Here is a 21,764-nt window from a genome sequence, read left to right as displayed (position 1 = left end):
CCGTCCCCATTTCTGCGTACTCTGACCCTCCTGTTTTTACAAATAATTAACTTCTTATGGACGCTTTTTCGTTACGCGCGCAGTGGACGCTGCTGCTGCTGATCTCGGTCTTGCTGGGTGCGGTGCTGCACTATTTTCACGTGCCCGCCGCGCTGTTACTGGGACCGATGATTGTGGGTGTGGTGATGGGGCTGTCAGGTGCCACGCTGCGCATCGACAGACGGTTCTTCCTGCTGGCGCAGGCCGTACTGGGCTGCATGATTGCCCAGAGCCTGTCGCCCTCGATTCTGACACCGCTGATTCAGGACTGGCCGATCGTGCTGGCGGTGCTGCTGCTGACGCTGGCGGCCAGCGGCGTGTCCGGTTTTCTGCTGGTGCGCTTCAGTCATCTGCCCGGCCCGACCGGCGCCTGGGGATCGTCACCCGGTGGCGCATCGGCCATGGTGGCGATGGCGGGGGACTTTGGCGCTGACGTCCGGCTGGTCGCTTTTATGCAGTATCTGCGGGTGCTGTTTGTCGCCTCGGCGGCCGCACTGGTGGCGCGCATCGGGCTGGGTGATCAAGCCCACAGCGTTTCGCTGCTCTGGTTCCCCGCGCTGAATCGCGGCTTTGCTATTACCCTGGTGGTGATGCTGGCGGGCGCATGGCTGGGCACCCGACTGCGCATTCCTTCTGGCGCGCTGCTGCTGCCCGCGCTGGCGGGTGCGGCACTGAACAGCAGTCATATCGCAGTGTTACAGGTGCCGGAATGGCTGCTGGCCGTGGCCTATGCGCTGATTGGCTGGAGCGTGGGATTACGTTTCACCCGCCCGATCTTTCTGCTGGCGCTGCGCACGCTGCCGCAGATGCTGGCCTCGATCTTCGGGCTGATGCTGTTGTGTGGCGGGCTGGCGTGGATGCTGACGCGAATGCTGGATATCGATCTGATGACGGCCTATCTCGCCACCAGTCCAGGTGGCCTGGACACGGTGGCGATTATTGCTGCAGGAACCCAGGTCAACATGGCGTTTGTAATGGCGATGCAGACGTTGCGTCTCTTTACCATCCTGCTGACCGGCCCGGCTTTAGCGCGCTTTATTTCACGCTACGCGCGCACGGGAACGGGAACGGAATGAAAACGCGACCGCATCGCAGACAAAGACCAGCAGCGCCAGCCAGATGAAGGCAAAGGTCACCAGCTTGTCTGGCGTGATGGTTTCCCCGTAAAACACCACAGCCAGCACAAACATCAGCGTCGGGCCGAGGTACTGGAAGAAGCCCACGGTAGAGAGTCGCAGTCGGCTGCAGGCCGCCGCAAACAGCATCAGCGGAATGGTGGTCACAATGCCAGCCGCGATCAGCTTCAGGTTAAGACTCAGCGGGTTAGCCGATAAGTGGCTGGTGCTGCTGTCGGCAAAGCCAAACAGGTAAATCGCCGCCAGCGGAAACAGCCACAGGGTTTCAATCAGCATGCCGCTCTGCGCATCGACCTGAATCTTTTTGCGCAACAGACCGTAGAGGGCAAAGCTCAGCGCCAGACCCAGCGCAATGATGGGTAACGACCCAAACTGCCACAGCTGCACCAGCACGCCGACGGCTGCCAGCAGCACGGCCAGCCACTGCAGGCGGCGAAAACGTTCGCGCAGAAACAGCATGCCGAACACCACGTTGATCAGCGGGTTAATAAAGTAGCCCAGGCTGGCTTCCAGCATATGCTGATTGTTGACCGCCCAGATAAACAGCAGCCAGTTGCCGCCGACAGTCACTGCCGTCAGCGCCAGCATCAGCACTTTTTTGGGCTGGCGCACCACGCTGCGCACGCCCGGCCAGCTGCGGCTCAGGGTAATCAGCAACACCATAAAGAGTGCCGACCAGATCACCCGGTGCGTCATGATTTCTGTGGCGGGAACCTGTTTTATCAGCTTGAAATAGGCGGGCGCGATGCCCCAGATAAAGTAAGCACCCAGTGCAAAGCCAACGCCCTGGCGGGTTTGTTGCGTATCCATATGCGATCCATTCAGTGGCGTGGTTAGCCGATAAGATAGGTGGCAGTTGCCGTGGCGATATAGTCGCCCTGCTGATTATGCAGCTCCACGCGCGCCACGGCGACTTTGTTACCGGCGCGCAGCAGGCTGCTGGTGGCGGTGAAGCGTTCGCCGCGTCCGGGACGCAGATAGTCAACGCGCATATCAATGGTGCCCATGCGCGACAGACGCTGGCGCAGATCCGCTTCGCTGATGCTCTCCTGACGGGTTAACGCATTACTGACGCAGACCATACCCGCCGCCACATCCAGAACCGACGCGATAACGCCGCCGTGCAGAATCTGCTGCGCCTGGTTGCCCACCAGCATGGTTTTGTTATTGAAGCTGATCTCTGCGTAATCCGCGTCGAGGCGCATCAGCTCCAGACCCAGCGCCTGATTAAATGGCATGTGATAAACGAAAATTTCGCCGACCAGCTGGCGAGCGTCCTGCTGTGTCAGCATGGGTGATGACATGATGATGTGTCCTGAAAAAATCGGGCCAGAGGGGCGCGTAACATGAACGAGTTGTGTATTCTATTCCGCCTGCGAGGGTGTTTCCAGTTTAAGAAATCAGCACTCATGCTCACTGCCATTTGCGTGTAGAATGGCCTGCTTTTTACGACACCCTTTCAGTTATTCTGATACGCAGCTGCTCACCGGAGAATTATATGCGTAAGCATCGCGCCTTGCTGGCGGCAATGTTGATATTTCCTGCGCTGGCGCAGGCGGATGAAGCCCGGATTAAAGAGGTTCATGACGCGCCACAGGTGCAGGGCAGCATTATTGCTAACCTGCTGGAGAAGCATGATAACCCGTTTGTTCTCTATCCTTACGAGAACAACTATCTGCTCTACACCTATACCAGCGATCTCAATAAAGAGGCGATCTCCTCCTATAACTGGGGAGAGAATGCGCGCAAAGATGAAGTGAAATTCCAGCTCAGCCTGGCGTTTCCGCTGTGGCGCGGTATTCTGGGCGACAACTCGGTGCTGGCAGCCTCTTATACTCAGCGTTCCTGGTGGCAGCTGTCGAATAGCGCGGAGTCATCGCCATTCCGTGAGACCAACTATGAGCCGCAGATTTTCCTCGGCTGGGCGACCGACTATTCGCTGGGTGGCTGGACGCTGCGTGATGTTGAACTGGGTCTGAATCACGAATCCAACGGACGAAGCGACCCGACCTCGCGCAGCTGGAACCGCGTCTATGCGCGTCTGATGGCAGAGAACGGTAACTTCCTGGCGGAAATCAAACCCTGGTATCGCATCCCTGAAGGCGCGAGCAGCGATGATAACCCGGATATCACCAAATACATGGGTTACTACCGCACCCGTCTGGGCTATAAGCTCGGCGACAATATCTTCAGCGTAGAGGGCAACTATAACTGGAACAGCGGTTATGGCGGCGCGACGCTGGGCTGGAGCTACCCTATCACTGAGCATGTTCGTTTCTATACTCAGCTGTTTAGCGGCTACGGTGAATCACTGATCGATTACAACCATCGCCAGACGCGTCTGGGTGTGGGTGTAACACTTAACGACTTGTTCTAATCCCTAACGAAAGACAGGAATCGCGTGGCAACCTCGGCAGTTCTTAATCAGGAAGCGCTGGCGCAGCAGGTATTGCAGGATACCTTCGGCTACCAGCAGTTTCGTCCCGGTCAGCAGACGATCATTAATGAGGCGCTGAGCGGACGTGATTGTCTGGTGGTGATGCCCACCGGCGGCGGTAAATCGCTCTGTTATCAGATCCCGGCGCTGGTGCGCGAGGGGCTGACGCTGGTGGTGTCGCCGCTGATCTCGCTGATGAAAGATCAGGTCGATCAGCTGCTGGCGAACGGCGTGGCGGCAGCCTATCTCAACTCCACCATGACGCGCGATCAGCAGCAGACGGTGATGGCTGACTGTCGCACCGGTCGGGTTAAGCTGCTCTATATCGCCCCTGAACGCCTGATGATGGATAACTTCCTGGACAGTCTGGCGCACTGGCAACCGGCGATGCTGGCGGTGGATGAAGCGCACTGTATTTCCCAGTGGGGCCACGATTTCCGCCCGGAATATGGCGCACTCGGGAAGATGCGTCAGCGTTTCCCGGAATTGCCGGTGATGGCGCTGACCGCGACCGCCGACGAAACCACCCGCAACGACATCGTTAACCTGCTGCATATGCAGGATCCGCTGATCCAGATCAGCAGCTTCGACCGTCCCAATATCCGCTACACGCTGGTGGAGAAGTTCAAACCCACCGATCAGCTGCTGCGTTACGTGCAGGATCAGCGTGGCAAGTGCGGCATTATCTACTGCAACAGCCGGGCGAAGGTGGAAGACACCGCCGCGCGACTGCAAAGCCGGGGTTTCAGCGTCGGGGCGTACCATGCCGGAATCGACAGCGAACAGCGTGGCCGGGTGCAGGAAGCATTCCAGCGTGACGATCTGCAAATCGTGGTGGCGACGGTAGCCTTTGGCATGGGCATCAACAAGCCCAACGTCCGTTTTGTGGTTCACTTCGATATTCCGCGCAACATCGAGTCCTATTATCAGGAAACCGGGCGAGCCGGACGTGATGGCCTGCCCGCCGAAGCGATGATGCTCTACGATCCGGCCGATATGGCCTGGCTGCGTAAATGCCTGGAAGAGAAAGTGCCGGGACCGCTGCAGGATATTGAACGCCACAAACTCAACGCCATGGGCGCGTTTGCGGAAGCGCAGACCTGCCGTCGTCTGGTGCTGCTGAACTATTTTGGCGAGGGTCGCCAGCAGCCGTGCGATAACTGCGATATCTGTCTCGATCCGCCTAAACGTTATGACGGCCTGGTTGAAGCGCAAAAAGCGCTCTCCGGCATCTATCGCGTCGGGCAGCGGTTTGGTATGGGCTACATCGTTGAGGTGCTGCGCGGGTCCAATAATCAGCGTATCCGTGAGCAGGGGCATGACAAACTGCCGGTCTATGGACTGGGCAAAGATCAGAGCCATGAACACTGGGTCAGCGTGCTACGTCAGTTAATCCATCTGGGACTGGTGACGCAGAATATTGCTATGCACTCAGCGTTGCAGCTGACTGAAGCGGCGCGTCCGGTGCTGCGCGGTGAAGTCCCCCTGATGCTGGCGGTGCCGCGTCTGATTACCGCGAAAACGAAAAGCAGCAGTCCGGCGAAGTTCCACGGTGGTAACTACGATCGCAAACTGTTCGCCAAGCTGCGTAAGCTGCGCAAAGCGATCGCCGATGAAGAGAATATTCCGCCTTACGTGGTGTTCAATGACGCCACACTGATAGAGATGGCAGAACAGATGCCGGTCAGCGCGTCGGAGATGCTCAGCGTCAACGGCGTGGGTCACCGCAAACTGGAGCGCTTTGGCAAACCTTTCCTGGTGATGATCAAAGAGCATCTTGATGATGAAGAGTAAAGGATACTAATCATGCTGATGTTATTCGCAACCGTCGCGCTGGTTCATCTGGTGGCGCTGATGAGCCCCGGCCCCGATTTCTTTTTCGTGTCACAAACTGCCGCCAGCCGTTCGCGCAAGGAGGCGATGATGGGCGTGCTGGGTATTACGCTTGGCATTGTCGTCTGGGCGGGTGTGGCGCTGATGGGGCTGCATCTGATTCTGGAAAAAATGGCCTGGCTGCACCAGATCATCATGGTCGGCGGTGGACTTTATCTGCTGTGGATGGGCTGGCAGCTGATGTGCTCGGCACGTCAGCGTCACAAACAGCCGCAGCAGGATGAGCCGGTGGTGGAGCTGCCGAAACGCGGCATGAGCTTTCTCAAGGGCCTGCTGACCAACCTGTCGAATCCTAAAGCGATTATCTACTTCGGCAGCGTCTTTTCGCTGTTTGTCGGCGACGATGTCGGTTCGGTGGAGCGCTGGGGTCTGTTCCTGCTGATTGTCGGTGAAACCTTTGCCTGGTTTACCCTGGTGGCGGCCATCTTTGCGCTGCCGTGGATCCGCACCCGCTATCAGCGGCTGGCGAAATGGGTCGATGGCATGGCAGGCGTCCTGTTTGCCGGGTTTGGTATCCACCTGATTATTTCGCGTTAAGCCCTTATGCCGGAGCGCGCGCTGCGCATCCGGCAGTCATGTCACGTCCTGTCGCTTCCCTCCTGACGTCGCCTGTGTGACGACTGTCACAATCTGCGCCTGCTGATGCCGCTCTGTTACAACCGCAGATAAATAGTCACCATTCCTTAATTAAAGAAAACATCACCTCCGGTATGGTCGTACCAACGGACTTTTTTTCATGAAGAAGATGATGAGAGTAAAACCCCTGTTACTGCTGTTAATCACGGCCTGCATCAGCGCCTGCGCCTCGCCTGAGGCGGCAAATCACCGTGTCCCTGAACCGGCACAAGGGGATAGCGTGTCGGCTATTCTGGCGCAGACACCTCCGGCGTCAGAGCAGTCACAGGGTGAAAGGATCAGCCAAATCTCTGCCACTTTTCTCGGTACCCCCTACCAGGCGGATACGCTAATCGGCTCGCCCGATACGCCAGAAGCGCTGGTGATCAATTTCAGTGGGGTGGATTGCTTCACGCTGCTTGATTACGTACAGGCGCTGAGCCGCAGCCACGATCGCGCCAGCTTTGAGGCCAGCCTGATTCGGACCCGCTACGCTGACGGTGAAGTCAGCTACCTGAAGCGTCGCCACTTTTTCACCGACTGGTTCGCTGAGAGCCCGCGCAATGCCGATGACATAACCCGCACGCTCAGCCCGGATGCGGTGACGGTAGTGAAGCAACTGAATCGTCAGGCCAGCGGAAAAGAGCGGCTGCCCGGCCTGGGGGTATTTCCTCGCCGCATCACTTATATTCCAGGCCGCGCGATAAATGTCCGGGTGATGAAGCAGATTCAGACCGGCGATTACATTGGGGTTTACACCACCACCCAGGGGCTGGATGTCTCCCATGCCGGGATTGCCGTGCGGCATGATGGCCGGTTGTGGTTCAGGAACGCCTCTTCGCTGGCCGCTAATCGCAAAGTTGTCGATGCGCCCTTCAGGGAATATATGCGGTCGAAGCCTGGCATCATTGTGTTGCGTGCGGTGCCGCTGACCGGGCCGTAGCGGCGCCTGAGGGGAAGGGATTAAACAGGGCGTCGTCGCGCCGACCCCAGTGAGTCGGCGCGTAAACCATCAGGCGATTTTTCTGGCGCTTGCTAATAGCGCGCCCACGGCCATAAACAGCCCGCCAAAAATACGGTTCATCAACTTCATCTGTTTTGGCCCTTTAATCCAGCCCGCAATGCGTGTAGCCAGCGTGGCGTAGCCAATCATCACGATGATATCGACCACCACGGTGGTGACGCCCAGCACCAGATACTGCATAAACAGCGGCTGATGCGGCTGGATAAACTGCGGGAACAGGGCAGCCAGAAAGACGATGCTTTTCGGGTTGGTCAGGTTAACCAGCACGGCGCGTTTGAACAGGCGACGACGCGGCATCGCTTTGGCGACCGCATCCAGATCAATGCCGCCCGCTGAGCGCCACTGCTGAATACCCAGCCAGACCAGATAGGCCGCACCGGCCCATTTCAGAATTTCAAACGCCAGCAGCGACTGAGAGAACAGCGCGCCCAGACCGATGCCGACCAGCACGATATGCAGCGCCAGGCCGACCTGCAAACCGGAGATAGACGCGACCGTGCCGCGATAGCCGTGGCTGATGCCGGTACTCATGGTGTTGATTGCGCCGGAACCGGGCGACAGGCTCAGGATTGTGGTGGTAATCAGATAGGTCAGCCACCATTCGATGGTCATGGGTCAGGCTCTCTTTAGTCGCGGAATTGTGACACAATACGCCAGAAATAAGCGCGGCGCTATGGCCTGCGCAGGGCATTCAGGACTCTGTATCCGGTCATCAGGAGGGCGAATGAATCAACACAAAGCCAGTTGGCTGCGACGGGAAAAAGCCTTTGCTGCGTTCGCCACCGGGCCGCTGCTCGATTTCTGGCACAGTCGTGAAGAGCGTGAGTTTACCGGCGTGGGTAATCTGACGCTGCGCTATGTTCGCTTCACATCGCCGCAACACAAGCGTGTGATCCTGATTGTGCCAGGACGCATCGAGAGTTACATCAAATACCCTGAGCTGGCGTACGATCTGTTTCACTGCGGATTTGATGTGGTAATCCTGGACCATCGCGGTCAGGGGCGTTCCGATCGCCTGCTGGAAGATTCACACCGGGGCCACGTGGCGGAATTTACGCATTACGTCGACGATCTTGAAACGCTCTATCTGAAAGAGATTGTCAGCGGCCATTATCAGCAGCGCTATGCGCTGGCTCATTCGATGGGTGGCGCAATCCTGACGCTGTTCCTGGCGCGTCAGCCACAGGCGTTTCATGCCGTCGCGCTGGTGGCACCGATGTTTGGCATCGCCCTGCCGCTGCCCTCATTTCTGGCCCACCGCATCCTGGACTGGGCGGAGAAACGTCCGGCCATGCGCGATGGCTATGCACTCGGCACCGGACGCTGGCGCGCACATCCGTTTGGCATAAACCGGCTGACGCACAGCACCGAGCGTTACCGGAGAAACTTGCGTTTTTATGCGGACGATCCGGCGATTCGCGTGGGCGGGCCGACCTACCACTGGGTACGTGAAGGCATCCATGCGGGGCGCAACATCATCAGTCAGGTCGATAAGATCACCACGCCGCTGCTGCTGTTACAGGCCAGCGATGATCGGGTGGTCGACAATCGTTCGCAGGACCTGTTTTGTGCCGCGATGGCCGCGGCGGGTCATCCGTGTGAGGGCAATAAGCCACGGGTGATCGACGGTGCCCGTCATGAGATCCTGTTTGAAAAGGATGAGATGCGCGCCGAAGCACTCAATGCAGTGGTCGACTTTTTTTCATCGCACCACTGACGTCATTTATCCGACCGGTTTAAACCGGCAGAACCAGATACCCGAGGTTTTCATGTATCACATCGTTGCATCCGATCTGGATGGCACGCTGCTTTCTCCCGAACATCGTCTGACCCCTTTTGCACGTGAAACGCTGCAGCAGCTGGTTGCGAAAGATATTCACTTTGTGTTCGCCACCGGCCGTCATCATATCGATGTCGGACAGATGCGCGACAGCCTGGCGATCCCGGCCTATATGATCACCTCAAACGGCGCGCGCGTGCACAACGCAGAAGGCGAACTGGTGTTCAGCCATAATCTGGATGAGGATATCGCCAGCGATCTGTTTGGCCTGCAATATCATCACAGCGATATTCTGACGCACGTTTACCGCGACGATGAGTGGTTTGTCAGCCGTTCAAGTCCGGCTGAGCAGGACTATTTCCGCGAGTCGGTCTTCAACTATCAGGTTTATGAGCCGGGCCTGCTGCCCACCGATAACATCAGTAAGGTTTTCTTCACCTGTGAAAATCCCGAGCATCTGATTCCGATGGAGCAGGCGATTGAAGCGCGCTGGGGCGATCGGGTTAACGTCAGTTTCTCGCTGCCGACCTGTCTGGAAGTGATGGCGGGCGGCGTGTCGAAAGGGCATGCGCTGGAAGCAGTCGCGAAGACGCTGGGCCACACGCTGAAAAGTTGCATTGCGTTTGGCGACGGCATGAATGATGTGGAGATGCTGAGCATGGCGGGTAAGGGCTATATCATGCAGAACGCCCATCAGCGGTTGAAAGATACGCTGCCGGAGCTGGAGGTGATTGGTTCGAATGCCGATGATGCGGTGCCGCAGACCCTGCGCACGCTCTATCTGGCTTAAGCCGTCAGCGTAAAAAGGGCCGGTTATCCGGCCCTTGTTTTATTGCCGTCAGGCGAGGGTCTTTTTGTGTTTGTGTTCGCTGACCATGGTCAGTAACAGCAGAATCACCGCCAGCACACAGCCTGCAATCATCACCATGAAGCCGCCGTCCCAGCCGAAATAATCGACGGTGTAACCGACAATGGCGCTGGCCGCCACCGATCCACCCAGGTAGCCGAACAGGCCGGTAAAGCCCGCCGCCGTTCCCGCCGCTTTTTTCGGTGCCAGTTCCAGCGCGTGCAGACCAATCAGCATCACCGGACCGTAGATCAGGAAGCCAATGACGATCATACAGGCCATATCGACGCCAGGATTGCCCGCCGGGTTGAGCCAGTAGATCACAGTCGCAATGGTCACCAGCGTCATAAAGAACACGCCGGTCGCACCGCGATTACCGCGGAACACTTTGTCCGACATCCAGCCGCACAGCAGCGTTCCAGGAATCCCTGCATATTCATAGAGGAAGTAGGCCCACGACGATTTATCCAGCGTGAAGTGTTTTACTTCGCGCAGATAGGTCGGTGACCAGTCGAGGATGCCGTAGCGCAGCAGATAGACAAACACGTTGGCCAGCGCGATGTACCACAGCAGCTTGTTCGGCAGCACATATTTCATGAAGATCTGTTTTGCCGTCAGCTCCTCTTCGTGGCTGGCATCGTAGTCGGGCGGATAGTCGTTTTTATACTCTTCAATCGGCGGCAGACCGCAGGATTGTGGGGTATCGCGCATCAGTGCAAAGGCCAGAATCGCAATGGCAATCGCGCCAAACGCTGGCATGTAGAGTGCCGCTTTCCAGTCGTTAAACCACGCCATACCCAGCAGGAACAGCAGTGGCGGAATACCGCCGCCCACGTTGTGCGCACAGTTCCAGACTGAGACGATCCTGCCGCGCTCCTTCTGCGACCACCAGTGAACCATGGTGCGCCCACAGGGTGGCCAGCCCATGCCCTGGAACCAGCCACAGACAAACAGCAGCACGAACATCACCATGATGCTGGAGGTCGCCCAGGGGACGAATCCCATTATCAGCATCACTGCCGCAGCCAGAATCAGACCGGCCGGTAAGAAGACGCGTGGATTTGATCGGTCAGACACCGAGCCCATGATGAATTTTGAAAAGCCGTAGGCAATGGAGATGCCGGACAGGGCAAACCCGAGATCGCCACGTGAAAAACCCTGCTCCACCAGATAGGGCATGGCGAGTGCGAAGTTTTTTCTGACCAGGTAGTAGGCCGCATAACCAAAGAAGATCCCGATGAAAATTTGCCAGCGCAGACGACGGTAGAGCGGATCGACATGATCCTCCGCCACCTGCGGCTGACGTGGTGCAGGTTTAAAAATGCTCAGCATCAGTGAGGCCCTCCAGGGCACATTATGGTTTTTAATTCCCAGCAGGTTGGGGCAGAAAAAGAGCAGAACAAAATGGACGCAGGATGTTCCATTTCGCGCAAAGAATAGTGGTAGTTGCGCAACGTTACTGTGATGAGTGACACAATTGTTACAGTTTTATTACAGTTGAGAGCGAAAGTGATCATGCAATGGATCATTTCGCGCATTTTATCTGGCTGAAAACCCATTCTGTCGCCAGTTATGTCAGGGAGTGTAAGCAGGCTATCCAGATGACTTTCTGATCGCCTGGTTTGTAATCAGATGTCAACCAGATTTCACAGCCTGACGGCGGCACATTGTTTACACTGACGGCCTGTTAATTTCGGGGTCGTCGCCGTGTTTTTATTGATTATTACCACCATTCTGTGGGCCTTTTCGTTCAGCCTGATTGGCGAATACCTTGCCGGGCAGGTGGACAGCTGGTTTTCTGTACTGATGCGTCTGGCGCTGGCTGCGCTGGTGTTTTTACCGTTCCTGCGCTGGCGGGGTCATCGCCCTTCAACGCTGCTGCTTTATATGCTGGTGGGGATGCTGCAACTGGGGGTGATGTATCTGCTGAGCTTCGAAGCCTATCTCTACCTTAGCGTGTCGGAATTCCTGCTGTTTACGGTGATGACGCCGCTTTATGTGACGCTGATTTACGATCTGATTAGCCGTCGTCCGCTGCGCATTGGATATATCTTCAGTGCGTTGCTGGCGGTGGCTGGCGCGGCCATTATTCGCTATGACAAAGTCAGCGATCATTTCTGGTTTGGTCTGCTGTTAGTGCAGCTGGCAAATATCTGCTTTGCGGCGGGAATGGTGGGCTATAAGCGTCTGCAGGAGACCCGTCCGATGCCGCAGCACACGGCCTTCTCCTGGTTTTATCTGGGTGCGGTATTGATTGCAGTGATCGCCTGGTGTGCCTGGGGCAATCCGCAGAAGTTACCCACCACCTCTTTGCAGTGGGGCATTCTGGTCTGGCTGGGCGTTGCGGCTTCCGGTCTTGGCTATTTCATGTGGAACTACGGTGCAACGCAGGTCGATGCCGGCACGCTGGGCATTATGAATAACATGCACGTGCCCGCCGGGTTGCTGGTGAATCTGGCTATCTGGCAGGAGAAACCGCACTGGCCGAGCTTTATTGCGGGCGCGCTGGTGATCATCGCCTCGCTGTGGGTGCATAAACGCTGGGTGGTGGGGCGCGGTGACCGGTCATAAGGTGAATGGGGTGCGCTGCCACAGACCATAAACAGGCTTTGAAAAGTGGCTGTTGAATGGGTGCCGCCTCCCGGGCTGGCGCGTCCGATCGCGAAGGAATCTCACCTCCCTGTCGATCGGCCGGGCCATCCCTGGCCCGGACGCTTCGCTCTTCTGACGCGCCAGCCCATGAGGTGCGACAGCCTCATCGCTGTTAAATGCGTGGCTCAGCGCGAGCATGAAGGAGGGAATGGCGGGCTGAGAAGTAAAGCGTCCGCCGCATGGCTGGCCCGGTGCTGCTCTTGTCAAAGCCCTGATGAAGCGGGAGGGAAGGGGTGGCGCAGCTGAGGAGCAAAGCGTCCGAGCCAGGGATGGCGAGGCCGTACTGCATGGATGCAGGCTTTCTTTGCGATCAGATGCGCCACCTCTGACCACGCAGGGGTCAGAAGCGATCAGAAATTAAGCAGGCTTCTCACTCTTAGGGCGCTGAATCATCGCCAGCCCTTTCAGGAAGTTACGCAGAATCTGGTCGCCGCACTCGCGGTAGTTTTTATGATCAGGCTTGCGGAAAATCGCGCCGATTTCGGCCTGTGAAACGGTAAAATTCACGCGTTTCAGGACATCAGGGATGTCGGTGGTTTTCAGATCAAAAGCGATGCGCAGCTTTCTCATGAAGATGTTGTTAGTCATTTTGCGCTCAATCGACGGTGCGGGTGCATCTTCGCTTTTGCCACGACGGTAAAAGATCAGGCCATTCAGGAAATAACCCATCAGCACATCGGGGCAGGGACGGAACGCCGCATCGTCATCTTTTTTCAGCCACGCCTGAATATCCGCCACTGGCACGTCACATTGCGCCAGCTTAAAAATCTCCACCATTTTGGCATCGCTCAGGTTGAGCATGTAGCGCACGCTGCGCAGAATATCATTGTTAGTCATGGTGAGATCTTCTCATGGTCAGTCGACAGGCTGCGCATTATAGGGGATTTTGACCGCGTTCGCGCAGGTTTGTGCCCGCCGGATTACCGCTGTAACACCGCACCAGGCAGCGCGGCGTCGCGCACAAACGGCAGATGCTCACAGGCGTGCTGTCGGGCAAAGCGGATAAAGGCTTCCAGCACCGGCTGACGCTGTTCCCCTTCGCGCACGGCTGCATAAAGACGGCTCCACAGCCCATCACCCAGCGTGCGCGTGACGACCAGGCCCTGCTTCTCAAAACTCTCCACCACCCAGTGCGGCAGTGCGGCAATCCCCATCCGCGCCGACACCATCTGAATCATCAGCAGGGTGTTATCCACACTTTTCAGGGCCGGACTGACACCCGCGGGCTGCAGGAAGTGACGCCAGATATCCAGACGCTGACGCTGCACCGGATAGATCATCAACACTTCATCGGCTAAATCTTCCGGCGAAATCTGCTCAACCTGCGCCAGCGGGTGATCCGTCGCCAGCACCAGTCTTACTTCATAATCAAACATCGGTGAGTAGAACAGGCCCGAGCGCGCCAGAATGTCGGAGGTCAGCACCACATCCAGCTCACCCTGTTGCAGAGCAGGCTGCGGATCAAAGGTCACGCCTGATTTGAAATCCATCACCACCTGCGGCCAGCTCTGACGGAATTTATCCAGCGCGGGCGTCAGCCACTGAATGCAGCTATGACACTCGATCGCCACCCGCAGCGTGGTCTGATGCGGCTCATGGCAGGCCTGCAAAGCCTGCTGAATCTGCGGCAGCACCTGCTCCGCCAGCTGCAGCAGAATATCGCCCTGCGGCGTAAAACGCAGTGGCTGACTTTTACGGACGAACAGGCGGAATCCCAGCCGCTGCTCCAGATCGCTGAACTGGTGAGACAACGCCGATTGCGTCTGATGAAGCTGGGCCGCCGCCGCCGCCAGCGATCCCGTATTGCGCAGAGCCTGAAGCGTCCGCAGGTGCTTGAGTTCGATCATGAGAGTCCTTCACATCGAAAGTGAACATATTGCGCTTGAGCAACATACAGTACCCGCAGAGTATAGCAGTGTAAACATCTGGACGGCTAAACATCTTTGGCTGCCCATTTCAGCCAAAGTGAAAGATTATCTGGAGAACAGCACATGACTATCCTCAACCATACCCTCGGCTTTCCCCGAATTGGCCTGCGCCGTGAACTGAAAAAAGCACTGGAGCGTTACTGGGCGGGCGACAGCACGCAGCAGGCCTTGCTGGAGACGGGCCGCGAGCTGCGTGCGCGACACTGGCAACAACAGAAAGAGGCGGGCGTCGATCTGCTGCCAGTCGGTGATTTCGCCTGGTATGATCATGTGCTGACCACCAGCCTGCTGCTGGGCAACGTGCCTGCACGTCATCAGAACAAAGCGGGCACTGTTGATCTGGATACGCTGTTTCGCGTGGGGCGCGGGCGTGCGCCGACCGGCGAGCCTGCGGCGGCGGCAGAAATGACCAAATGGTTTAACACCAACTATCACTACATCGTGCCGGAATTTACCCGGGGCCAGACGTTTAAACTGGCCTGGACTCAGCTGCTGGAAGAGGTTGATGAGGCGCTGGCGCTGGGCCATAACATCAAGCCGGTGCTGCTGGGGCCGGTGACCTATCTGTGGCTGGGTAAAGTCAAAGGCGAGTCGTTTGATCGTCTGTCACTGCTGGAGGCGATTCTGCCGGTCTATCAGCAGGTGCTGGCGGAACTGGCCACGCGCGGCATCGAATGGGTTCAGATTGATGAACCCGCCCTGGCGCTGGAGCTGCCGCAGGCGTGGCGCGAAGCCTTTCAACCGGCGTATGACGCGCTGCAGGGTAACAGTAAGCTGCTGCTGACCACCTATTTTGACAGCATCGGACAGAACATTGATGTGATTCGTGCGTTGCCGGTGCAGGGCCTGCATGTCGATCTGGTTCATGGCCGCGATGATATTGAGCAGCTGAATCAGCAACTGCCCGCCAGCTGGCTGCTGTCGCTTGGCGTGATCAACGGACGTAACGTCTGGCGTGCCGATCTGAGCCGCTGGTTCAGTCGCCTGCAACCGCTGATCGCCCAGCGTGAACAGGTCTGGATTGGCTCTTCCTGTTCTCTGCTGCACAGCCCGATCGATCTGAGCGCTGAGACCCGGCTGGATGATGAAGTTAAAAGCTGGTTCGCCTTTGCGCTGCAGAAATGTGCAGAGCTCTCGCTGCTAAGTCACGCACTGAACACGAATGATGCGGCCTCGCTGGAGACCTGGAGCGCACCGGTGCGCGCCCGTGCTCACTCCCGCCGTGTGCATAATGCCGCGGTAGGCCAGCGTCTGCAGGCCATTACGCCACAGCACAGTGAACGTCTGAGCGCTTACACGGTGCGGGCAGTGCTGCAGCGTCAGCGTTTCAATCTGCCCGCCTGGCCCACCACGACGATCGGTTCTTTTCCACAGACCCCTGAAATTCGCGGCCTGCGCCTTGATTTTAAGCAGGGCCGTCTCGATAGTCATCATTACCGCACCGGCATCGCGGAGCATATTAAGCAGGCGATCACCGAGCAGGAGCGGCTGGGGCTGGATGTGCTGGTGCACGGTGAGGCGGAACGCAACGACATGGTTGAGTATTTCGGCGAGCATCTTGATGGCTTTGTTTTTACACAGAATGGCTGGGTGCAGAGCTACGGTTCTCGCTGCGTGAAACCGCCGGTGATCATCGGCGATATCAGTCGTCCGGAGGCAATTACCGTTGAGTGGGCCCGATATGCCCAGTCGCTGACTGATAAACCGGTAAAAGGGATGCTGACCGGTCCGGTGACGATTCTCTGCTGGTCATTCCCGCGTGAGGATGTGTCACGTGAAACCATCGCGAAGCAGATCGCGCTGGCGCTGCGTGATGAAGTGGAAGATCTGGAGAAGGCGGGCATCGGGATTATTCAGATTGATGAGCCGGCACTGCGTGAAGGGCTGCCGCTGCATCAGTCTGAGTGGGCAGCCTATCTGGCGTGGGCGGTGGAGGCGTTCCGGCTGAATGCGGCCGTCGCCCAGGATGAAACCCAGATTCACACGCATATGTGTTACTGCGAGTTCAACGACATTATGGACGCCATCGCAGCGCTGGATGCCGATGTGATCACGATTGAAACCTCACGGTCTGACATGGACCTGCTGGAGTCGTTTGAAGACTTTGAGTACCCGAATGAAATCGGTCCGGGCGTCTATGACATTCATTCGCCTAATGTCCCCAGCGTGGAGTGGATTGAAGCGCTGCTGCTGAAGGCGGCGAAACGGATTCCGGAAGCGCGGTTGTGGGTAAATCCGGACTGCGGTCTGAAGACGCGTGGCTGGACGGAGACACGTCAGGCGCTGGCGAATATGGTGACAGCGGCGAAGAAACTGCGTGGTGAGACGGCGTAGGAATGGGGCCGGGTGGCAAAAAACAGGGGCACAGAAGCGCCCCTGTTTTTGATAAATCCTGCTACAGCCTGCTGTAAGATCGTGCAGGCACAGGGAACACGGTCAGATCGGAAAGACGCAAAAACCGCCATCCATGGCGCGGGACGCTTTCCTCCTCTGACCGTGTTACCTGTGTATTGAACTAATCTATTGCTGCCAGCACGTGATGCTATTTTGATGCCACGCCATACTGCCTGAACCAGGCCAGCATACGCTGCCAGCCATCATTGGCTGATTCAGCATGGTAGCTCGGACGGTAGTCAGCATTAAACGCATGTCCCGCCTCGGGATAGACGATGATCTCGGCGGTCGCATTGGCGGCATGTAGCGCCTGACGCATCTGCTCGACGCTCTCAAGTGGAATGCCGTCATCCTGACCACCATACAAACCTAGCACCGGCGCACTCAGATCGACCGCAACATCAATAGGATGCTTCTGCTGCTTCAGCGTGCGCTCGCCGGTCAGTCGTCCATACCAGGCAACCGCAGCGCGCAGCTGTGGGTTATGCGCGGCGTAGAGCCAGCTGATGCGGCCACCCCAGCAAAAGCCTGTGATGCCCATACGACGGATATCGCCGCCGTTGCGCGCTGCCCAGTTAGCAGCATGATCGAGATCGGCCAGCACCTGGGTGTCAGGCACTTTGCTGACCAACTCGCTGAACAGCGTCGGGATATCAGTGTATTCGGAAGGGTCGCCCTCGCGGAAATAGAGTTCAGGCGCGATCGCCAGATAGCCTTCCAGCGCCAGACGACGGCAGATATCCCGGATGTGTTCATGCACACCAAAGATCTCCTGCACCACCAGGACGACAGGCAACGGGCCTTCCGCTGAGTGGGGCTTTGCAAAAAATGCCGGCATGTTTTCGCCCTGGCTTGGCACTGAGGTTTCACCTGAGTGAATGGCCGGGCTTTCGGTAATGATGGTTGTAGAGGCGGTGGGCTGCACGGCAGGGGCAAAGCCGCCCGTCGCCGGTTTTTGTGCCATATTATCACTGGGTTTCATTATTCTCTCCGTGCAAGCATTTGCGCAATCACGTAACTATAGCCTGGCTGTAAAGCCTGCGCGCCAGGTGTCGGGTAACAGAATCAGCAGCGACTAAAATCATCCACCTCTTTAACATTGCGCTGCCCCAGACACAGCCTCGCGAAGGGCTATCCGGACCAGCAAGATGTTATTGTGTGATTGCAGTCACAATTTATCTCTCGTGAAATGTAACTTTCATTTTCTAAAGTGAATGTTGTCACATATTTATCGGACGTGCTGGCGTAGAGTGACGTGCTACCTTCCCTTAACAGGAGTCTGAAATGACACAGTCTGACGTTTTCCATCTTGGCCTGACTAAAGCCGATCTGCAGGGCGCCACCCTGGCGATTGTGCCGGGCGATCCGGAGCGTGTGAAGAAAATTGCCGGACTGATGGAAGATGCCACGCATCTCGCCTCACACCGTGAATTTACCTCCTGGCTGGCAAAAATTGATGGCAAGCCGGTCGTGGTCTGCTCAACCGGTATTGGCGGTCCTTCCACGTCGATTGCCGTCGAAGAGCTGGCACAGCTCGGCGTGCGGACCTTCCTGCGTGTCGGGACGACTGGCGCGATCCAGCCGCATATCAATGTCGGCGATGTCCTGGTGACCACCGCGTCTGTTCGCCTGGACGGGGCCAGCCTGCATTTTGCGCCGATGGAGTTCCCGGCAGTGGCGGATTTCGCCTGCACCACCGCGCTGGTTGCCGCCGCAGAAGCCTGTGGCGCGAAGACTCATATCGGCATCACCGCCTCTTCTGACACCTTCTATCCGGGCCAGGAGCGTTACGACACCGTCTCCGGTCGTGTCGTCAGTCGTTTCAAAGGATCGATGAAAGAGTGGCAGGAGATGGGCGTTCTCAACTATGAGATGGAATCCGCTACACTGTTAACCATGTGCGCCAGCCAGGGTCTGCGGGCCGGTATGGTGGCGGGCGTGATTGTGAACCGTACTCAGAAAGAGATCCCCGATGCGGTCACCATGAAACAGACAGAAAGTGACGCAGTGAAGATTGTGGTCGAAGCGGCGCGTCGCTTGCTGTAGGCCGCGTCAGGCAGCAGGTTTTCTCCTGAATCAAAACCTGCTGCCGGTAGTTAACGGCGCGTAACATCAGTGAACCTGAGGGTGTTTATGCGCAATACCATTCCTGTCCGACGTCCTCTCCCTGGCGCTAATCCTGCCGCACTCGGTGCCCGGCTGGAACGCAGTGCCGAACGTTTCCGCGCCGCTATGCAACAGGGCGACTATGCGCTGGCGGCCCAGTGCTGCGAAGAGGTGCTGCGCTCAATGCCCAATCAGATGCAGGTGCTGAGCGACTACGCGCTCTGTCTGCTGCGTCTGGGTCAGCACCATAAAGCGTACAAAATCTACCAGAAGATTTATCAGTCACCGCCCGCTGTACAGGCTACGGCCTCTGAAACCTGGCTGGATGGCCTGACCGAAGTGTGTGGCTGGCTGGATAAAAAGGATGAGGTGGCGCGTTACGGTCTGGCGTCACTGATGCGCTCTGATGCCCGTTTCAGCCAGGGACAGCGCATGGCGTTTCCCGCGCCGCAACCTGAGCCTGTCGATCGCAGTCAGCCGCACCAGAACGTCATCGCCTTCTGCCTGTATGGCGATCAGCCGCGCTACTGCGAAACCCTGATTAAAAACGTTGAAGTTGCGCCTGAGTTCTATCCCGGCTGGGTCTGCCGCATCTATCTGGATGACAGCGTGCCGCAGCATGTCTGGCAGCGTCTTGACCAGCCGCACGTCCAGCTGGTCGATATGTCCCACGAAACAACCTTATATCCAACCCTGTGGCGTTTTCTGGTGCTCGACGATCCGGCTGTAAAACGCTTTATCGTGCGTGATGCTGACTCGCTGCTCTCGGAGCGCGAAGCGGCGGCGGTTAACGCCTGGCTGGCCTCGCCTTACTGGTTCCACCATATGCGTGACTACTTCTCCCATACCGAACTGCTGCTGGCAGGGATGTGGGGCGGCTGTCACGGCGTCTTCCGGGATGTGGAACAGGCGATGCGCGATTTCATTGCGCAGTATCAGGGCAGTGAACGCTTCACCGATCAGTATTTCCTCAAGGTCGCGTTGTGGCCGACGGTGCGTGAAAGCCTCCTGAGCCATGATGAGCTGTTTCATTTCCATCAGGCTCAGCCGTGGCCTGACCATGCGCCCGTGCGCTGGCAGACGCCGCATTTCCACGTGGGCAGCAATGCCGGCTTTGCCAGTATGACCGGCAAAACCAGCGCCGAGGAGGGGAGCAGACAGCCCGTCGCGATCACCGCCGGCGAGACAACCTGGCACTATCTGGCGCAGGTTAAAAAGGGGGAATGGCTGCTGCCGATGCCGTTTTTCCTGATTGATGAGTGGCAGGCTGGAAAGCTGACGGTGGCGGCTTTGTCAGTCGCTGAGTCCGGCTAAAATTGTCTGGACATTCATACAGTGCGACTCTACCTTTTCCCTCAGCAGCCTGAGTCACGGGGAAATCATGGATCAGCACATCATCATCAGCGCCTGTCTGGCGCTTGCCGGGTTAGGGATTGGCTGGATGCTGGCACAGTTACGTGCCGGTCATCAGGTCGCCAGTTTCCAGACCGAGCGCCGTCTGCAGGAAGAGGCGCAGCAGCGCCAGCAGCAGCAAATCGAACAGCTTCAGCAGCAGACACAGCAGCGTGAGCAGGAGCTGCGTCAGCTTCACGGCGCGCTGAGTGGTGCCAATGAGCGACTGCAACAGCTTGATTACTGGCGCAATGAAAGCGAACAGCTTAATCGTGAACTGCGCAATCAGCTGGAGGTCAACAGCGCGCAGGAAGCGGAGCTGCGCGAAGTCACCATCCGCCTTGAAGAGACCCGTTTCGCGGCTGAAGAGAAACAGCGCCTGCTGACCAACAGCGAACAACGCCTCAGCGCCCAGTTTGAAAACCTCGCCAACCGTATTTTCGAGAACAGCGGCCGTCGCGTCGATGAACAGAACCGCCAGAGCCTGGACGGGCTGATTGGCCCGCTGCGGGAACAGCTTGATGGCTTCCGGCGTCAGGTGCATGAGAGCTTTGGCGCAGAGGCGCGCGAACGGCACACGCTGACCCACGAAATCCGGCAGTTACAGCAGCTGAATGCGCAGATGGCGCAGGAGGCCCTTAACCTGACCAAAGCGCTGAAGGGCGATAATAAAATCCAGGGTAACTGGGGGGAAGTGGTGCTGAGCCGGGTACTGGAAGCCTCCGGATTGCGTGAAGGCTACGAATATGAAACCCAGGTCAGCATTCAGTCCGAACAGCAGGGCAGGATGCAGCCGGATGTGATTGTCCGTCTGCCGCAGGGCAAAGATGTGGTGGTAGACGCCAAAATGACGCTGGTGGCCTATGAGCGCTACTTCAATGCGGATGATGAGATCGAGCGTGAGCAGGCGATCCAGGAGCATGTCGCGGCCATGCGGGCGCATATTCGTCTGCTGGGACGAAAAGACTACCAGCAGTTGCCCGGCCTGCGTTCGCTCGATTATGTGCTGATGTTCATTCCGGTTGAGCCCGCCTTTTTGCTGGCGATTGACCGTCAGCCTGAGCTGATTGGCGAGGCGCTGCAGCAGAACATCATGCTGGTCAGCCCTACTACGCTGCTGGTGGCGTTGCGGACCATCAATAATCTGTGGCGCTATGAGCATCAGAGCCGCAATGCGCAGCGCATCGCCGATCGCGCCACCCGGCTCTATGACAAGATGCGGCTGTTTGTTGATGACATGAGCGGCATTGGTCACAGCCTGGATAAGGCGCAGAACAGCTATCGCGAGGCGATGAAAAAGCTGTCGGAAGGACGTGGCAACCTGATCGCCCAGACGGAAGGATTTCGTGCGCTGGGCGTCGAGATCAAACGGCCCATCAACCCGCAGCTGGCCGAACGAGCCATGCCGGAAAACCGGGCGGATGAGGATGCCGATGACGACAGGGATGCGGATGAGAGTGAGCCGCGTGTGAGACGCCTCCACGAATAGTATGGGCGCAGCGTGCCTGACTTCCGTGACTC

The 21,764-nt window shown here is 57.6% G+C and carries 19 protein-coding genes; 12 read left to right on the top strand and 7 right to left on the bottom strand.

Translation table 11 applies throughout. The features are described from left to right. The first annotated feature begins 56 nt into the window (after nt 1–56). A complete protein-coding gene (locus PU624_RS21710; protein WP_283546586.1) occupies nt 57–1,115 on the top strand; it encodes an AbrB family transcriptional regulator in 1,059 nt (352 codons plus the stop codon). Here the strand turns inward: PU624_RS21710 and rarD are convergent. Further along, nucleotides 1,080–1,985 carry an EamA family transporter RarD gene (gene rarD, locus PU624_RS21705; RefSeq protein WP_283546585.1) on the bottom strand — a complete coding sequence of 302 codons (906 nt, stop codon included), beginning with the start codon at nt 1,983–1,985 and terminating at the stop codon, nt 1,080–1,082. The two genes, PU624_RS21710 and rarD, sit on opposite strands and share 36 nt — an antisense overlap. A gap of 23 nt (nt 1,986–2,008) precedes the next feature. After that, a complete protein-coding gene (locus PU624_RS21700; protein ID WP_115765136.1) occupies nt 2,009–2,479 on the bottom strand; it encodes a thioesterase family protein in 471 nt (156 codons plus the stop codon). Between the two features lie 194 nt (nt 2,480–2,673). On the opposite strand from PU624_RS21700, the gene pldA reads away from it, so the two are divergent. From pldA to PU624_RS21680, 4 genes are all read left to right on the top strand, one after another. Beyond that, entirely contained in the window at nt 2,674–3,552 is an 879-nt protein-coding gene (pldA, locus tag PU624_RS21695) for a phospholipase A (RefSeq protein ID WP_283546584.1), read from the top strand. A gap of 24 nt (nt 3,553–3,576) precedes the next feature. After that, nucleotides 3,577–5,406 carry an ATP-dependent DNA helicase RecQ gene (recQ, locus tag PU624_RS21690; protein ID WP_283546583.1) on the top strand — a complete coding sequence of 610 codons (1,830 nt, stop codon included), beginning with the start codon at nt 3,577–3,579 and terminating at the stop codon, nt 5,404–5,406. Nucleotides 5,407–5,418: 12 nt separating this feature from the next. Beyond that, nucleotides 5,419–6,042: a threonine export protein RhtC gene (rhtC, locus tag PU624_RS21685; RefSeq protein ID WP_283546582.1), complete on the top strand. Its 624-nt coding sequence runs from the start codon at nt 5,419–5,421 to the stop codon at nt 6,040–6,042. A 211-nt stretch (nt 6,043–6,253) separates the two neighbouring features. Further along, nucleotides 6,254–7,063 (top strand): DUF1460 domain-containing protein, encoded by an 810-nt coding sequence (locus PU624_RS21680; RefSeq protein ID WP_283548056.1) that lies wholly within the window; start codon nt 6,254–6,256, stop codon nt 7,061–7,063. A 69-nt stretch (nt 7,064–7,132) separates the two neighbouring features. Here the strand turns inward: PU624_RS21680 and rhtB are convergent, their stop codons facing one another. Beyond that, nucleotides 7,133–7,756: a homoserine/homoserine lactone efflux protein gene (gene rhtB, locus PU624_RS21675; RefSeq protein ID WP_283546581.1), complete on the bottom strand. Its 624-nt coding sequence runs from the start codon at nt 7,754–7,756 to the stop codon at nt 7,133–7,135. A 112-nt stretch (nt 7,757–7,868) separates the two neighbouring features. Here rhtB and pldB point away from each other — a divergent pair, with 112 nt between their 5' ends. Continuing rightward, nucleotides 7,869–8,861: a lysophospholipase L2 gene (gene pldB, locus PU624_RS21670; RefSeq protein ID WP_283546580.1), complete on the top strand. Its 993-nt coding sequence runs from the start codon at nt 7,869–7,871 to the stop codon at nt 8,859–8,861. A 52-nt stretch (nt 8,862–8,913) separates the two neighbouring features. Continuing rightward, nucleotides 8,914–9,714 (top strand): sugar/pyridoxal phosphate phosphatase YigL, encoded by an 801-nt coding sequence (yigL, locus tag PU624_RS21665; RefSeq protein ID WP_283546579.1) that lies wholly within the window; start codon nt 8,914–8,916, stop codon nt 9,712–9,714. Between the two features lie 48 nt (nt 9,715–9,762). Here the strand turns inward: yigL and glpT are convergent, their stop codons facing one another. After that, a complete protein-coding gene (gene glpT, locus PU624_RS21660; RefSeq protein ID WP_003854394.1) occupies nt 9,763–11,103 on the bottom strand; it encodes a glycerol-3-phosphate transporter in 1,341 nt (446 codons plus the stop codon). Between the two features lie 375 nt (nt 11,104–11,478). On the opposite strand from glpT, the gene PU624_RS21655 reads away from it, so the two are divergent. Then, nucleotides 11,479–12,342 (top strand): carboxylate/amino acid/amine transporter, encoded by an 864-nt coding sequence (locus PU624_RS21655; RefSeq protein ID WP_283546578.1) that lies wholly within the window; start codon nt 11,479–11,481, stop codon nt 12,340–12,342. A gap of 438 nt (nt 12,343–12,780) precedes the next feature. Here the strand turns inward: PU624_RS21655 and PU624_RS21650 are convergent, their stop codons facing one another. Together PU624_RS21650 and metR are read right to left on the bottom strand one after the other, a co-directional pair. After that, nucleotides 12,781–13,260, bottom strand: a complete 480-nt coding sequence (locus PU624_RS21650) for a YehS family protein (protein WP_283546577.1) — start codon at nt 13,258–13,260, stop codon at nt 12,781–12,783. Nucleotides 13,261–13,343: 83 nt separating this feature from the next. Then, nucleotides 13,344–14,270, bottom strand: coding sequence for an HTH-type transcriptional regulator MetR (gene metR / locus PU624_RS21645; protein WP_003854400.1), 927 nt, complete (start codon nt 14,268–14,270; stop codon nt 13,344–13,346). Nucleotides 14,271–14,414: 144 nt separating this feature from the next. Here metR and metE point away from each other — a divergent pair, with 144 nt between their 5' ends. Continuing rightward, complete coding sequence (gene metE / locus PU624_RS21640) at nt 14,415–16,685, top strand: 5-methyltetrahydropteroyltriglutamate--homocysteine S-methyltransferase (RefSeq protein ID WP_283546576.1); 2,271 nt, start codon at nt 14,415–14,417, stop codon at nt 16,683–16,685. Nucleotides 16,686–16,893: 208 nt separating this feature from the next. Here metE and PU624_RS21635 read toward each other — a convergent pair whose 3' ends face one another. Next, complete coding sequence (locus PU624_RS21635) at nt 16,894–17,727, bottom strand: dienelactone hydrolase family protein (protein ID WP_283546575.1); 834 nt, start codon at nt 17,725–17,727, stop codon at nt 16,894–16,896. A gap of 302 nt (nt 17,728–18,029) precedes the next feature. Between PU624_RS21635 and udp the strand changes: the two genes are divergently transcribed. From udp to rmuC, 3 genes are all read left to right on the top strand, one after another. Next, nucleotides 18,030–18,791 (top strand): uridine phosphorylase, encoded by a 762-nt coding sequence (gene udp / locus PU624_RS21630; protein WP_008926449.1) that lies wholly within the window; start codon nt 18,030–18,032, stop codon nt 18,789–18,791. A gap of 87 nt (nt 18,792–18,878) precedes the next feature. Beyond that, complete coding sequence (locus PU624_RS21625) at nt 18,879–20,165, top strand: tetratricopeptide repeat protein (protein WP_283546574.1); 1,287 nt, start codon at nt 18,879–18,881, stop codon at nt 20,163–20,165. Between the two features lie 67 nt (nt 20,166–20,232). Beyond that, nucleotides 20,233–21,732, top strand: a complete 1,500-nt coding sequence (rmuC, locus tag PU624_RS21620; protein ID WP_283546573.1) for a DNA recombination protein RmuC — start codon at nt 20,233–20,235, stop codon at nt 21,730–21,732. Nucleotides 21,733–21,764 lie beyond the last annotated feature (32 nt).

Origin of the sequence: Pantoea sp. Lij88 (assembly GCF_030062155.1) — a bacterium.
GTDB lineage: Bacteria > Pseudomonadota > Gammaproteobacteria > Enterobacterales > Enterobacteriaceae > Pantoea.
Note: the sequence above shows the minus strand (reverse complement) of the source record. Positions and strands in the feature narration are given on the sequence as shown.